Raw genomic sequence first — 15,682 nt, forward strand, 5'->3', positions numbered from 1 at the left:
GCCGACAACTACAGCGCCTTGCGCTACGGCGAGCGGTGGCAGATGCAGCTTGATGGCAGCTATCGCCAGATTTTGCGAGAACATTTACACACGCCACTCGGTTCGCCAAACCTGAGCAGCGACATTAGTGCAGCGCTCGCCGCGGTTGAGCAGAGCGTTGCTGATGAGTCGTTTGATCCCTTCAGGCGGCTCGAATTAGGGTGGACGCAGTTGATCCCTCTATTTCTGCTCGGTGCGTTCTCTGTGTTCAGTGTTTTGATCTTAGTCTTTCGACATAAAGCGCAAGCGCACACGCCGAACTATACAATGCGATCTCCTTCAGTATCCAACTCGGATCCGGCACTCGAACGGCTTGCTGAGCGATTTGGCACCATGGTTGATCGGTTATGCGCACGGGTTGGCGAAGTCCAGCTTGATCCTGCCCAGAAGGTGTTATATCAAGAGATTCGGCTTGGGTTACTGCGGCTGCGGCGTGGCAACACCGGCATATGGCTCTCGGCGTATACGCGGGAAGACGAGCTGAACCGACTGGAACGGCAACTTGCCGACATTGAACGGTCGCTGATCTTGCCACTGTCTTCGGTTGCGAGTAATCAACGGGGTAGCTCAGCACGTTCGTTGTTAACAGTCGTTGATCAGGGTCAGTTGCAGCTCTTCCGGCAGGCACTACAAGCCGCTGCGCAGCGACTCTGGAAGTTGGAATGGGCACTGGCAGAAGAAGCAGCAAGGGTTAGCGAGTTTGACATTGGTAACTTGCCGCAACGCTTGACAACGCTTTTGTTTGATACGTCCATCACCAATGACTCGTTATCGGCAGCCATTACAGCGGCGCAAGCTATCGAGTATGAGGCGAAGATACTGTCAGATCGCTGGCTTGACTATCTCATTCGGCAACAATCAGCGCGTACAGAGCAGCAATCCTCGCGCAGTGATGAGTATGAATACGATTCTCGCTACCCCTATGACTATGGTTCCGGCTCGCTGTACGGCTCTAGCTCAGACAGCTCTTCCTCTTCTTCAGATAGTGGCTGGGGGAGTTTGGGTGGCGGTGATGAGAGCGGGCGGGATGAATGACAACTGCGCGCCCTTTACCAACAACGTCAAAGCTGTTGTAATGAGACGGTTGATGGCAAAGGGCAACGATTGTAGTAACTTTTATCCCTTTTCATATCCTCACCGAACCAGCTACAATAGAAGGGCAGCATGCTGCGTTGCTGCGCGTTGTACAGGAGCTAGGCATGGAAATTGAAGCCAAATATAAGATTAGCGCCACCGACCTCGACCGTCTGGCGGCGCTCAGCGCGCTTGGCCCGTATACGTTGCGCACGCTAGCCGGTGAACACCAGCGCAACATCTACTACGATAGTGCTGACGGCCGGTTAGCGCTTGCTCGCTACGGCTTACGCATTCGCCAAATCGGCAATCGGTCGATCATTACCCTTAAAGGGCCAGCCCGCGTTGACGAAAACGGCATTCACCACCGCGCCGAGTTTGAGTTTCCCGGCGATGATCCCAATCCGGCTCACTGGCCGGCTGGTCCAGCTCGCGATCTCGCCCAAGCGCTCTTGCTCGATGCGCCAGTGAAGCCGCTCTTGACGATTGAAACTAGCCGACGGGTCATTCATGCGGTTCGCGATGGGCAAGATCGAGTTAAGATGTGTCTTGATCGTGGCACTATCTACGCTGGTAAGAAACAGGCGCCGATCTGCGAACTCGAATTAGAAGTGTTGCCAACCGGCTCAGTCTACGATCTGACCGAGCTGGCCAATGCATTACGTGCGCTGGTCAAGATCACCCCCGAACGCCAGAGCAAGCTTGAGCGGGGGATGGCGTTGTTGCAACGGTGAGGGACGACGCGGCACGGTCGAGATAAGGTAACTCCGCCTCCGAATGACAACAGGATGGTTGGGTGCGGGAGTGGAAAGTTTAAAAACCCTTCCCTCCCACACCCGCAATCGTCGTTGATCACAACGATATCAAACAACTCACATGCTGCCAACCTAACCTACCACCGAGTGTGCGCCTCCCTTAGTGTGGCGATAGAACTCGTTTCGCTTCCGTGAGCTTTGAGTACATCAGTGTGGTCTATAGCGGAATCATGCAGGAGATGCTAAGATTTCGGTAATGGCTTGAGTTTAGGGCTTCGGCTTGGGCGATTGAACAAACGAGGTTTCAATGGCAACTATGACCAATCTGGCAGATTATGTTGAAACGTTGCTCACCGCGTACCGAGTTGACCGGGCGCATGCTCGGCAGGTGGCCGATCACGCGTTGACACTGTTTGACGCTGTAGCCGAACAGCGCAAGCTACCAGCTACTGCCCGCCAATTGGTTGAAGCTGGTGCTCTGTTGCATAACGTTGGCTTGACAACTGACCCACCTGAGCATCATCTCGTCGGACGAGACATTATTCTACGCCACGATTTGGGGGACGAGAACGATCAAGCGATATTGGCAGCAATTGTCGCTCTCCATCGGCGCAAACCGCGTGCTCGACTTGAACCGGCGGTGTTGTGTCTCAACAAGCGCAATCGCGAGTTAGCGTTGCAATTAGCAGCCATTGTGCGGGTAGCCGACGGGTTTGACTATAGCCAAAGCCAGACGACTCATGTTGAGGTAACAGCCCGTAACAGACGGATAAGTTTGCTGGCAAGCGGCCCGCATGCGGCGGTAGATAGCGAGCGAGCGTTAGCCAAGGCTGATCTGTGGGAACGTGTTTTCGGGCCGCGCCCCGAGATTGTCGTGCAGAGTGAAGGAACGGTAGTTGAGCCAGTCGCTGGTGAGGATGAGCCAACTGATCGGTTACCCTATTGGTATGCCTCAGGCGACGTACCGTTTGCCGAATTGGGGCGGGTGGTGCTGCGCCGGCAAGTGCGGCGGTTGCAACAGACAGCGCGGGCGGTTGAAGCCGACGAGACTATCGAGGCGGTACATGATCTGCGCGTCGCCACCCGTCGTATTCGGGCCGCGCTGCGTCTCCTTGAACCGGTCGCGCCGGTTAAAGTGGCGCGCAAGGCAACGACAGGCGTGCGCACCTTGGCCCGCGAAGCTGGTGCCACTCGTGATCGAGATGTGTTGCTCAATGATATGACTCAACGTGCGATTAGCGGTCTTGAGCCAATTATTGAAGTCATCCGTACTGAGCGCATGCAGGCGCATGCAGCACTCATCGACTATCTCAACGGCAAGCAGTACGAGCGTGACCTACGCGCTCTGGCTCGTCTCGCGTGTTTTGCTGCTGACTGGGACAACCGGCCACGGGTGAAGGATCATGCCGGCAGTATGCTCTATGCCCACTACGAAGCCTTGCGCTCGTATGATCGCAACGGTTTGCCAGAAGATGAGGCTAGTCTGCACGCGATGCGCATTGCCGGCAAGCGGCTGCGTTATGCGCTTGAATTGGTCAGCGACATTGTGGGTGAGCGATTGAGTGATCTGTTAAACCCGCTGATCGATTTCCAAGACCATCTAGGTGCTCTGAATGATATCAGCGTTGCGCGCGGCTTGCTGGCGCCGCATACCGAACACGCGCCGGCAGCGGTCACGGCCTATCTGGCGGCGCGTGAAGGCGAGTGGGTCACGTTGCGCACCGAATTGCCAGAGTGCTGGGCAAAACTGACATCGTCTGACTACCGACGCACCCTTCTCACGATCATTGGTGATCTCTGAAGGAGATCACTCAGCGCGAATGGCAAGTAGAGAATAAGAATGGTAAGAATGCCGAGTACTTCCATCCAAATGATGTACATCGGCCACGGCCCCAACAGATCGAGGAGACTTGGCGTATAGGGCTTACGAGCCAAAAAGAGATAGTTACTATCGAGCAACCAATTAACGACGCCGACGCCCGCCATCAACAGATTGGCTCCGACAATCACCCGCCCCACCGAGCGCCACGTGGGGCGGTAGCCTTCAAGTGCGATCATCGTCAGCGCGGCCAACACCAGCCCGCCGTGGGAAATAAAGCTCTGGAAGGCGCGGAAGTGCGGAAAGCCGTACACACCAATATCCGGCGTTAACAACGCCTGCAACGCGCCACCAATCCCCAAAAAATAGGCAAACTCGAAGATGCGATAGCTGCGGGTGAGCAGCATTATCACGCTGAGCCACGTAAACAGTGTGCAGAGGTGCAGCGGCAGCATGGATTGGATTGACCAGAGACCATGCACCCAGAACCAGAGGTTGTAGGCAAGCTCGTTGATCGCTAGGATTGCGGCTAGCATGTAGCGCCAGTGCTGTTTGGCTGTGGATGATAATGAGCGAGCCGGGCCAATCACCCAACCGCAGGCGGCTGTCACACATGCCAGTGCAATCCAATGTGGCGGGCTAAAGAAGACGAACGGCGGCCCATCCCAGTACAACGCGAACAGATCGGCCATCGATCACCTCCAATGAAATCTGTGCTTGATATATCGGATATATCTATCATAACCGAACTTGGCTATGGAATACGGCAACATTGCTGCCGCACTCTAGGCTGGGGCGTCAGGGTGTGAGACGCGGCGCATCGCTGCCGCACTCCATACTGATGCGGCGTTCGAACAAGGGGCCCGGTATTGCTGCGCCCTTGCTAGCACTCCCTTGCATTGAGTGCTAAACATGACTTGACAAACCGCCCGATCTTGTGTACTATTACCAACGGGTTAGCACTCTCGATATGACAGTGCTAACTGATGGAACCTACGCAACCCATTGGATTGCATATTGAACGGAGGATAGCAGCTATGGCGGATTTCCGCATCCGACCTCTTGGCGACCGCGTGGTGGTCAAGCCGGTTGAGCGTGAAGAGAAGACCAAAACCGGCATTTTCCTGCCCGATACGGCCAGCAAGGAGCGCCCTATGGAGGGCACGGTGTTGGCGGTTGGTGAGGGACGCCGGGACGATAGCGGCAAGCTGATCCCGATGAGCGTCAAGGCTGGCGATCGGGTGATCTTCGCCAAGTACAGCGGCACCGAGTTCAAGCTCGACGATGTCGAGTACCTGATCTTGTCGGAGAAGGACATTCTGGGTATCGTGCAAGAGTAGCAACCTCGCGCTAATGGCGCTATTCTCAGTGGAGGATTATAGATCCTATGCCAAAGCAGCTTTATTTCAACGAAGAAGCGCGCCGCGCTCTGAAGCGTGGCGTTGATCTGGTCGCCGATGCGGTCAAGACGACTCTTGGCCCCCGTGGCCGCAACGTCGCGATTGATAAGAAGTTTGGTTCGCCGACCGTGACTCATGACGGTGTAACTGTCGCCAAGGAGATCGAGCTGAAGGATCCTTTCGAGAACATGGGTGCCCAGCTCCTCAAGGAGGCGGCGACCAAGACCAACGATGTCGCCGGTGACGGCACTACCACTGCGACCGTGCTGGCGCAGGCGATTGTCACCGAGGGTCTGAAGGTTGTGGCGGCCGGTGCTAACGCAATGCTGCTCAAGCGTGGCCTCGACCGCGGCGCCGAGGCGCTGGTGGCGGCGATTAAGGCCAGCGCTGTACCGGTACGTGACCGCGCCGACATTGCTCACGTCGCGACTAACTCGGCGGCTGATAGCGAGATCGGCGAGCTGATTGCCGAGGTAATGGAGAAGGTCGGCAAAGACGGCGTCATCACCGTCGAAGAGTCGAAGGGCGTCGCCTTCGAGAAGGAATACACCGAGGGCATGCAGTTCGACCGCGGCTACATTTCGGGCTACATGGTAACCAACGTCGAGCGGCAAGAGGCTGAGCTTGACGATCCCTACATCCTGATCACCGACAAGAAGATCAGCAGCATCCAAGAGATCCTCCCCGTCCTTGAGAAGGTGTTGCAGGTAACAAAGAACTTCGTCATCATCGCCGAGGACGTTGACGGCGAGGCGCTGGCAACGCTGGTAGTCAACAAGCTGCGCGGCACCATCAACGCGCTGGCGGTCAAGGCGCCCGGCTTCGGTGATCGCCGCAAGGCAATGCTGCAAGATATTGCCATCCTCACTGGCGGTACCGTGATCAGCGAGGAGATCGGTCGCAAGCTCGATAGCGCAACGATCGAGGATCTGGGCCGTGCCCGCAAGGTGATCGCCACCAAGGATGACACCACCATCATCGAGGGTCGTGGCGACGAGGCGGCGATCCGCGCCCGGATCGAGCAGATCCGCGCCCAGATTGCCACCACCACCAGCGACTTCGATCGCGAGAAGCTGCAAGAGCGGCTGGCCAAGCTGGCCGGTGGCGTAGCGGTGATCAAGGTTGGCGCTGCGACCGAGCCTGAGCTGAAGGAGAAGAAGCACCGCGTCGAGGACGCGCTGAGCGCGACCCGGGCGGCTGTCGAAGAGGGTATTGTGCCCGGTGGTGGTGTCGCGTTGCTCAACGCTATCCCGGCGCTCGACAACGTGCAGGTTGCTCACGAGGATGAGAAGGTCGGTCTGCAAATCCTGCGCCGCGCCCTCGAAGAGCCGTTGCGCATCCTTGCCCGCAACGCCGGTGAGGACGGCTCGGTAATCATCGCCAACGTCCGCCGCATGCAGGAGGAGAAGGGCGACAAGACCATCGGCTACAACGTACTGACCGGTCAGTACGGCAGCATGATCGAGCAAGGCATCATTGACCCGGTGAAGGTTACCCGCAGCGCCGTGCAGAATGCGGTCTCGATCGCGGGTATGATCCTGACCACCGAGGCCTTGATCACCGACATCCCCGAAGAGAAGCCGGCGGCTGGCGCTGGCGCCGGTATGGGCGGCGGGATGGATTTCTAGGCCGATAAGGGTATCCTATGCTGGAGGGATGCATGAATATGCATCCCTCCATTCATTATGAGGCTGCACCACCGTGCGGCTCTACAGGTTGATTTGCTGCAATACTTGTTGCACCGTTGCGCCAATATCGTGGCCGATCACAAACTGCACGATTGTCACCGGCGCGGCAAACGTTTGCTCGATGGCAGCAATTGTCTGTTGGCGACGGCGTTCGACGTGGGCTGGATTGGCGTAAAAGTCGGCGGCATTCTCGCTCGCACCAAAGTCATCAACCACGATGATCCGTGACACATTGGTGCGCAAGCCAGCGCGCACCCGCTGCCAGAACAACGGATCGGCCTTAATGACGCCGAGATCGGCGGAGTTAGCGATGAATGCCATTGTATCACCGGTGAGGCTGCCCATCTGTTGTTGCACAACCCGCTGGTTGCGTACCCGCAAGGCGCGCGCTGCCCATCTGTGCTCTGCTAATTCCTGTGTGATGTGCGCTGTTGCCTCGGCATAGTGATCGGTAGCGATGAGCGTGGTGACCCGGCTGTCAGCACCAAGCGCCGCAAACAGTGGCTGCCATGCCGGATCGATCACGGAAGCAGCCATGTACATCTGGGTAAACCGCCGCGCGCATTGGGCTGCGATCCTTGCCGATGTCCCCTGCGCGCGCAACTGGCGCGCCAGCAACGCCGTCAACCCAACGCGGCTCGTGCTGCCTTCAACCCATGTCGGCCCAACCAACTCGTTCCAATAACGATCAACAGTGACGCCCAATGCCAGCAGTCCCGCATCGGCGAGCGCCGTCGCTAAGCGATGGGTCTCACCGAAGCGCACCGCGCCAAGGCTAAGGGTGCCAGAGAAGTCGAGAATAAGAAGCGTGGTAGTCATTGCTGTGCTTGGATTGTGACAATAGCGACTCGACAAATCGGCCAACTTGTGTATAATAGCGAATATGCAACGCGGGAGTGGCTCAGTTGGTAGAGCGACACCTTGCCAAGGTGTAGGTCGCGGGTTCGAATCCCGTCTCCCGCTCCATGAAATGACCGGTCACAACCTGTGAACCGGTCATCTTTTTTCTTCAAACCAAGTATAATAGAAAGCAATTCTGACGACTGTGATACGTTCATAATACGGTGATACTAGTCGTTTCCAACTTAGTCGTGGAGCCATTGTGTACCTGCCACGCAGCAACATCCATCGCATCCTTGCCCTGACTCTGCCCGGCGGCATTTCGTTTGGCATACTACTCTATGCGTTGATCAGCATGGTCGTGCCGCAAGGGGGCGCCTCGCCATCAGTCGCCTTCGTGCTAGCGTTCCTCTTCGGTGGGGTGATCGGGTTGGCGCTTTCGTTAGCGGTATGGATCAGTTTGCGCTATGCACTCGCGGAAGCGCGCCGGTATGCTGCGTTGGTATTGCAAGCCGATCTACCGCCAGTAACCGATCAGGATCCACTGGTGGCGCTGCGACAAACTGTAGCAGACGCCATCGCGGCTGTGCCACAGCCGCCGGTCTTGGCGATCTTGGCTCAGCGGCTCATTGCAGCGACTGATCGCGACGCAATGGTCGCTGCCGTGGCGGAATGCCTTGCCAATCATGTGGCGGCGCGGGGTGCAGTCTTGCTGTTGCACGATCCCGAACGCGGCATTTTGATCCCTTCGGCGGGTTGGGGGCTGGCTAGCGTGAACCGGGCCGTTACCTTTGATATAGATGGCAGCGCGGTCGGGCGCGCCGTGCGCGAGCGCCGCGCCGTGAGCTTTTCAAGCGTGCAGATGCGCAGTCTGCTCGCTGCAACATCATCACAAGCGTTGACCGTTACGAGCTGGCCGTTATGGGTACAACAGACACCGCTTGGCGCATTGTGTCTGATAATCGCCGGCGCTGATGTGCGCCTGAATGAAGCGCAACAGCAGTTGATCGAGCAAGCGGCGGCGTTGTTTACCGTTCATCTTCAGACCTCTGTCTACCGGCAATGGTTCGATCGCGAGCAACGCCGCTTGTCCGCGTTCGAGCAGGTGATGACCAGCGTGATCGAACAGCCTGACCTCGAACGGGCATTGGTGCAATTGTTACGGATCGCCGCCGATGTGACCGACTCTAGCCATGGCACGTTGCTGCTGATCGATGCCGAGTCGTTCACCATCCGTACCCGCATCACTTTGAGCGGCGGTGATGTGTTGCCGCTGAATCTTGCAGCGGCACCGATTCTCAAGCATGGGTTGGCCGGTTGGGTCTTGCGCATGCGCCGCGGTGCGATTATTGATGATATTGAGCGTGATACGCGTTGGATCCCCACGCCGGGGTTAGAATTGATGCGCTCGGCGTTGGCAATGCCGCTATTTCACGGCGATCGTCCGTTAGGAGTGTTGACTCTGGCTGACTCGACTCCATATCGCTACAGCCAGCGCGCCTTAGCCCTTGTTGCTGCCCTCGCGGCCTATGCCGTGGCGATGATGGTTCACCATCGTTATGCAGGGATTATTGAGCCGCCGGAAATCACGCAGGCACGCCAGTTACTGGGTATGTACCTTGCGCCGGATGTGATCCGTGATCTGCTTGCTCATCAAGCGAAAGCCATGCAGGCGCTGCAACCACAGGTCATCACTGCAACCCTGCTCTATGCTTGTCTGCGCGGGGTGGATCGCCTCACCGATGTGACGGTGCATCAATTGGTTGAACATATTGCCAACCCGTTCCACACCGAATGCCGGGCCATTGTCTATCAGCAGCAAGGCGCGTATGTCGCCATCGATGAACGGAGTTTTTGTGCTGTCTTTGGCTTTCCACAACCGCGGTTTGACGATGCGCCAAGAGCGTTGCAGACCGCGCAGCAGGTACAGGTCGCTATCGCACGCCTGCGTGGGCGGTGGCGCCAGCAGTTTGGCGCCGATCTCGCGATAGCCGGTGGCGTCACCACCGGTCAACTTGCCGTAGGTGTGCTCGGTGGCGATCAACCGGTCACAATGGCATGGACGGGCGCGGCAATGCGCGAAGCGCGCCGGTTGTGCCAATTGGCGCGTAACGATGAGATTGTCGTAACTGCGGCTGTTTTGAAAACAACGCAGGCTGATCAATTTACCCTTGACCCATTAACGCCGGTCAGTTTGCAGAACGGTGATGAGCCGATGGATATCTACCGGCTGGCCAGTTATTCGTAATCACTATGAGCGAGCGATTACCTGCCATTGGTCAATCAGAGTCAAGTACCCAAGGTCTGCTACGTATCGCAACCGCGATTGAGATAGCGGCGACTCTTGATGAGTTGCTGATGCTTGCGCTGAACGAGTTTGTGCAAGGGCTAGGCGTATCGCTCTGCGGCGTGTTGCAGCTTGATGCTAGCGGCGAGACTATCGCGCTGATCAGCACCTTTCCGCCGCGCGTTTCGTTGCCGCCGCCAATTCCGCTGCGCGATTTGCCACTAGTGCAGAATTCCTTGCAACAGCGCCAGTCGTTGCAGATTGTGGATATTGCTGAAATATTACAGCAGGGGAATCGCTCGCCAACTGCTATCAACTTGCTGCAGACGCTGCTTGAAGCGCAGGTGCGCTCACTCCTGATCATTCCGTTAGTGGCCCAAGATCGGGTAATTGGCGCATTAGCCTTCGCGACCCTGCGGCAATCGCGCCGGTTTAACGAGCAAGAGGTGAGCATTGCGCGCCTAATGAGTAGCCAATTGGCAGCAGCTATCACGGCTTTCCGCACCATCGAGGAAGCGGAACATCGCAACGCCGAGTTGGCGACCCTGAATGATATTGCGGCGGCGGTCAACTCTTTGCTCGATCCGCGTGATATTTACCATTTAGTGATGGAAAAAATAAACCAGTTCTTCCGGGTCGATGCCGGTTCATTGCTGATGCTCGACGAAGAGACGGGGGAACTGGTGTTTGTGATGACATTGGAAGAAGGGCAAGAGAAGCTCGTTGGGATGCGTATACCGCCGGGATTGGGGATCGCTGGCTATGTGGCGCGCACCCAGCAGTACGCGATTGTGCATGACCCTGATAACGATCCGCGGTTTTACCGTGAGGTGAGTGAGGGGATCGGCTATGATGTGAAGTCGATCCTCTGTGTGCCGATTGTTGTCAAAGGGCGTACCATTGGCGTGATCGAGCTGCTGAATAAGCGTAGCGGCCATTTCACCGAGGAAGAGGCAATTCGGCTTAACCGCATGGCGGCAACGATTGGGATTGCGCTGGAAAATGCGCGTCTGTTTCAGCAGGTCAGCACGGTACGTGATCGCTTCGAGGCGATTGTCAATTCCGCTAGCGACGGCATTTTGATGGCAGACATGCGAGGGGTGATTGTCGCTAGCAACGTGGCTGCCGCTCGTTTGTATAACTGTTCTCGCGATGCGCTCGTGGGACGCCAAATTGATGACCTGATCACGGAATTACTTGAGCGGGCGCAGGTGGTTGAAGAACCGGCATGGCTTAACGATGGCGCTCCGCATCGCGTCCTTGAAATTGAATTGGTGGAAGGGCCAATTCGATATCTGCGCCATACTATTTTGCCGGTCCTCGATGCAGCGGGGAATCAGATTGGACGGCTGGCGCTGTTTGAGAATATTGAGAAAGAGCGCGAACTGGCCCGTTTGCGTGAAGATTACACCGGTATGCTTATTCACGATCTACGCGCGCCACTGACTGCCATTATGAATGGCATTATGATGGTGCAGCGCGGTTTGGGTGGGCCGGTTTCCTCCCAACAACAGGAATTGTTGAGCATTGCCCATCAGGGAAGTCAAACAATGCTCGAAATGGTTAATACCCTGCTCGATATTAGTAAGATGGAGCAGGGACGGATGACGCTCAATCTTGAACCGCTCTCACCCTACGCGGTGGTTGATGAAGCGATCGAACGCTTGCAAGCATACGCGCAGCAGCGCCAGATTACATTGGTCCAAGACTTAGCAGTTGGCTTGCCCCTGATCGAAGCTGACCGCGAGAAAATTGTCCGCGTCTTGCAAAATCTGATCGATAACGCAATTAAGTTCTCACCGAGTGGCGGTAACGTCACTATTGGCGCGCGTCACCTTCTGCTGCCTGCTGCTACTAACGACGGGATGCATCCTGATATTCCGTTGTCACTGCCAGCTCTGCCGGCTGGTTCGTGGCTGATCTATTGGGTGAGTGATGAAGGGCCGGGTATTCCGCCACAATACCACGCCCGCATTTTCGAGAAGTTTGGTCAAGTGCAGCAGCAGAAAGCGCGTGGTACCGGGCTTGGCCTTACCTTCTGCAAACTAGCGGTTGAGGCGCACCATGGTCAGATTTGGTTGCGTAGCCGTGAGGGAAGCGGCAGCACGTTTGCGTTTGTAGTGCCGGTTGCGCAGTGATCTCGCTTGATCCTACGCGAGATGACAAAACTGTTAACAAGACCCCCTCTTGCCTGTGACCATCATCGGCTATACTGGCAACGAGTCGTCGCCGCACACCTAATCAATGGCTCAACAGGGGGGTGACGCCGTGCGGCAAATGATACGTATCCTACGCTCACGCCTTCAATATACGATCATCCTGCCCTACCTATTGCTGATGATCATCGTGATGCTGGTAGGATCAGGCATTGCTATGACATTAGTGGCCGGTAGCTGGCAAGAGCGATTCAATAACCAGCTTGGGCAGGTTGCGCGTAACTTTGCCGAAACATTCGCGTTGCGCGAAATTAGCAATATTGCCTACCTCGGCCAGATTGCCTTTACCACTGCCAATGCTGATACCGGTGCGCCGGCTGTAGTTGATGCGATCGCGCAGCGTGATGAAGATGGGCTGGCTTTGGCGTTGCGCGGCTTGTGGACGCTTGGTCAGAGCAATGAGAACGTTGCCCCGGATCGTCTCGTCATCTTTGATCCCACTGGCTTAGCGTTGCTCGATTGGGAACGTGCGCCAAGCAGCGACGTTCCCATCCGTTATGTGGGCACGAACCTTGCTGGCTCGCCGCTGATCGAGAATGTGCTGCGCGGTGTGCAGACGCCGATTGGCGATGGTGACGTGCTCGGTGACAAATACAGCGGATTGATTGCATTTCGCCAGTCTGATGGCAGCGATGTGCTCCATTTTTTTACTGTTGCCCCGCTCTATGCGCGCGCTGGTGATAACGAACCGCCACAGTTGCTCGGTGGTTTGTTGGTAGCGCAACGGCTCGATCGCACCTTGGCCTTCCTCCAAGAACGTAGTCAAGCCGCGCTAACGGCTTTGTTGAAGAGCGATGGCACGCTGTTAGCAACGACTGCCCCCACGAGCTTTCTGCCGGTGTTACCGCTTGACCCAACCCAACTCGCGCTCTTGACCGAAGTTAATGAACGTGGGACGTGTCTTGACATTGGCAGTCTGAGCGGTCGCGTAGTGACGCCGGTTGAACGAGTCAACGTGCCGGCTTGTTCGTTGCTTACGACGGCCCGTGTGGGCGATTATGAATACCAACTGGTGTATGCGCCGCTGATCATCCGCGGCGCGCAGAGCGGCTATTTTGCCGTCGGCCTATCACGCGATTTTATTTTGAGCGCGTGGGCCAGTAGCCGCAACGCGGTATTGGGAGTGACAGCAACATTAGCGTTAGCCGCAGTATTGGTCGGATATTGGGTGGCGCGTCGCATTACCCGCCCGCTTCATGAATTGGTGGCGGTAGCTGATGCGGTGAGTGCTGGCCAGCTCGACCGCCGGAGCGTCATTACCGAAGAGAATGAATTGGGACGGCTGTCGTTGGCCTTTAACCAAATGACTGCCCACCTGTTGCATTTGTATCAAACGAGCCGCCAGCTCAGTCGCGAACTGCGCATCGAGTCGATCTTGCAGATTGCTACCGCCAGCGCCGCCGATCTGCTGCCTCAGATGGAAGCGATCGCGGTCGTGCCGGCACCTGATGGGTGGCAATTCCGATTGCGGCCTGATGCGCCGCTTAGCTATGCGGCGCTAACCAGCCACTGTCTCACCGCATTGGCGATGCCGGGTGAAGCGCAATTGACGCCCTACGTCGACTCACACCTTGCAGCTATTGGTGTAGCCAGTGCGTTGGCAATCCCTTTGCAGCAAGATCAGCAAACGATCGGGGGGCTTATCTTTGCCCATCCCGAACCTGCCGCTTTCCCAACATCAGTATTACCCCATTTGCAGGTGATCGCCAATATGACCGCAGTGGCATTGGTGAATGCGCTGTTATATGAAGCGGCGCAGTACGACGCTGAACAACGACGGGCCATACTCGCTTCGATCAGTGATGGGGTGATTGTGAGTGATGCGCGGGGCCGGATTGTGCTGCTCAATCCTACCGCTCAGCAGATGTTGCAGCCGGCGTTGCCAGTCAACGGTGAGTTGCACCTGCGTCAATTACCGCTCAATAGGAGCGAAGTTCGCTCAGAATTGTTTGGCCGGCCAGATCAAGTGATCAAAATAGGCGATCGCTTTCTGACGGTCAGCCGATCACCGGTTTGCCTCGCCGATGGTAGATCGTCAGGCGAAGTAATCGTTTTACACGATATCACGGCTTCGATCCAGATCGATCGGGCGAAGACCGATTTTATCGCGACCATTTCCCACGAACTACGCACCCCGCTCACCGTCGTGCGCGGTTATACCGATCTCTTGTTGCGGCAAGCAATCCCGGCATTTGATGCCGAGCAGCGCGAGATGTTAGAACAGATCCGGCAAAGCGCCGTCCAAATGACCCATCTGGTCAATAATGCGATAATGGTGGCCAATCTTGATTCGGGTCAAATCGAGACTAACCTACAGGCGATTGAACTAGCGCCAATCGTTGAATCGGTGCTGCGCCCGTTGTATGCCGCGTTTCGCGAGCGCGGCGTGCAAGTTACCCTTGCTTTGCCGGAAGATCTGCCATTGGTGCTGGCAGATCGAGAACTGTTGAAGCAAGCGCTGGCTCAATTACTTGACAATGCTCGGCGCTATGTGACGCAAGGCCGCGTGTTGATTAGCGCCGGCCTTGCGGGCTGTGACGTTTGGGTGGCAGTCAGTGATACCGGCCCCGGTATTCCCGAAGATGTGATTGGGCGGCTGTTCACTCGGTTTCAACGGGTTGACGGAAATAACTCCGCCCAACGCGGCGGCGGGCTTGGCCTCGCGATCGCGCGCCAATTGATAGAGCTGCAGGGAGGAACGATCGCTGTGACGAGCATTCCCGGTCAGGGGAGCACGTTTACCATCCAGCTCCGTTGCGCACAGGAGCAGAGCCGTGCAGTCGCTGAGCAATAACCAGTGGCCGGCTAAACGCGATTATTTGCGCTGGATGGTCGTGGTAGCGTTGTTATGCGCGCTGCTGCCGATGATTTGCGTGGTGCAACTCGTCTTTTGGTTCCTCACCCCAACGAATGAGCCGTTTAAGAGCATTAGCGCGGCGCGTGCATTTAGCGCCTACGAACCATTTCCGGCGGATCTCAGCTTTGCACCGCCGGCCAGCGATTTGCCCAATCTGGTTGCCACCGAGATTGCGCGCCGCACGCAGATACCAACGAGCCAAGCGACCCGGTTTTCACCAGCGCCAATTGTTGAAGTACCGCCGCCACTGGGACGGATCGATCCGGAGTCGCCAACCGTGACGCCGACACTTGTGCCCACTGCTATTTTAACACCACCTCCGGCTGGCGGAAGTTTGCCGCGGCTTACTCCAACACCCACACCAACGGCAAGCGGTATTGGTGGGCTGCCTAGTCCGGCGATACTCGCAACGGCAACACCGGCGACGATACCAACAGTGACGACAGCCGCACCAGCAGTGCGGCCTAGCTTGACGCCTACAACACTGGCGACAACGGTAACAGTGCAATCATCGCCATCAGCGATGGCAATACCCTTACCGACAGCGACCTTCACCTCCACGGCGACGCTCGCGCCCACGGCGACGCTCGCGCCCACGGCGACCGTCACCCCCACGGCGACGCTCGCGCCCACGGCGACGCTCGCGCCCACGGCGACCGACACCCCCACGGAGACGCCAGAGCCCACATCAGAACCGACGGCAACAC

10 protein-coding genes, 1 tRNA gene and 1 pseudogene are annotated in these 15,682 nt (G+C 57.0%); 10 read left to right on the forward strand and 2 right to left on the reverse strand.

Going from position 1 to position 15,682, the window contains the following annotated elements:
• From Q1A00_RS17800 to Q1A00_RS17810, 3 genes are all read left to right on the forward strand, one after another.
• On the forward strand, positions 1 to 1,074 hold a 1,074-nt coding region (locus tag Q1A00_RS17800; protein ID WP_299758237.1), incomplete at its 5' end, for a hypothetical protein.
• Between the two features lie 164 nt (positions 1,075 to 1,238).
• A complete protein-coding gene (locus Q1A00_RS17805; protein WP_298408393.1) occupies positions 1,239 to 1,847 on the forward strand; it encodes a CYTH domain-containing protein in 609 nt (202 codons plus the stop codon).
• A gap of 328 nt (positions 1,848 to 2,175) precedes the next feature.
• On the forward strand, positions 2,176 to 3,669 hold the full coding sequence (locus Q1A00_RS17810; RefSeq protein ID WP_298483049.1) for a CHAD domain-containing protein: 1,494 nt from the start codon (positions 2,176 to 2,178) through the stop codon (positions 3,667 to 3,669).
• On the opposite strand, the gene Q1A00_RS17815 is transcribed toward Q1A00_RS17810, so the two are convergent.
• Positions 3,630 to 4,379 carry a TIGR02206 family membrane protein gene (locus Q1A00_RS17815; protein ID WP_298408399.1) on the reverse strand — a complete coding sequence of 250 codons (750 nt, stop codon included), beginning with the start codon at positions 4,377 to 4,379 and terminating at the stop codon, positions 3,630 to 3,632. The two genes, Q1A00_RS17810 and Q1A00_RS17815, sit on opposite strands and share 40 nt — an antisense overlap.
• A 345-nt stretch (positions 4,380 to 4,724) precedes the next feature.
• Between Q1A00_RS17815 and groES the strand changes: the two genes are divergently transcribed.
• Together groES and groL are read left to right on the forward strand one after the other, a co-directional pair.
• Complete coding sequence (groES, locus tag Q1A00_RS17820; protein WP_066783058.1) at positions 4,725 to 5,027, forward strand: co-chaperone GroES; 303 nt, start codon at positions 4,725 to 4,727, stop codon at positions 5,025 to 5,027.
• A gap of 47 nt (positions 5,028 to 5,074) precedes the next feature.
• Positions 5,075 to 6,715 (forward strand): chaperonin GroEL, encoded by a 1,641-nt coding sequence (gene groL, locus Q1A00_RS17825; protein WP_298408402.1) that lies wholly within the window; start codon positions 5,075 to 5,077, stop codon positions 6,713 to 6,715.
• An 81-nt stretch (positions 6,716 to 6,796) separates the two neighbouring features.
• On the opposite strand, the gene Q1A00_RS17830 is transcribed toward groL, so the two are convergent.
• Positions 6,797 to 7,594, reverse strand: coding sequence for a hypothetical protein (locus Q1A00_RS17830; RefSeq protein ID WP_298408403.1), 798 nt, complete (start codon positions 7,592 to 7,594; stop codon positions 6,797 to 6,799).
• Positions 7,595 to 7,665: 71 nt separating this feature from the next.
• On the opposite strand from Q1A00_RS17830, the gene Q1A00_RS17835 reads away from it, so the two are divergent.
• From Q1A00_RS17835 to Q1A00_RS17855, 5 genes and pseudogenes are all read left to right on the forward strand, one after another.
• A tRNA-Gly gene (locus tag Q1A00_RS17835) sits at positions 7,666 to 7,741 on the forward strand.
• Between the two features lie 136 nt (positions 7,742 to 7,877).
• Positions 7,878 to 9,863: a GAF domain-containing protein gene (locus Q1A00_RS17840; RefSeq protein ID WP_298483047.1), complete on the forward strand. Its 1,986-nt coding sequence runs from the start codon at positions 7,878 to 7,880 to the stop codon at positions 9,861 to 9,863.
• A gap of 5 nt (positions 9,864 to 9,868) precedes the next feature.
• The gene (locus Q1A00_RS17845) at positions 9,869 to 12,040 is read left to right on the forward strand and encodes a GAF domain-containing protein (RefSeq protein WP_298408409.1); all 2,172 of its coding nucleotides are present in this window, start codon (positions 9,869 to 9,871) and stop codon (positions 12,038 to 12,040) included.
• Positions 12,041 to 12,179: 139 nt separating this feature from the next.
• The gene (locus Q1A00_RS17850; protein ID WP_298408412.1) at positions 12,180 to 14,912 is read left to right on the forward strand and encodes an ATP-binding protein; all 2,733 of its coding nucleotides are present in this window, start codon (positions 12,180 to 12,182) and stop codon (positions 14,910 to 14,912) included.
• A pseudogene (locus Q1A00_RS17855) lies at positions 14,893 to 15,682 on the forward strand (hypothetical protein); the annotation flags it as partial. The gene Q1A00_RS17850 and the pseudogene Q1A00_RS17855, both read left to right, overlap by 20 nt.

Origin of the sequence: uncultured Chloroflexus sp. (assembly GCF_938091255.1) — a bacterium.
Classification (GTDB): domain Bacteria; phylum Chloroflexota; class Chloroflexia; order Chloroflexales; family Chloroflexaceae; genus Chloroflexus.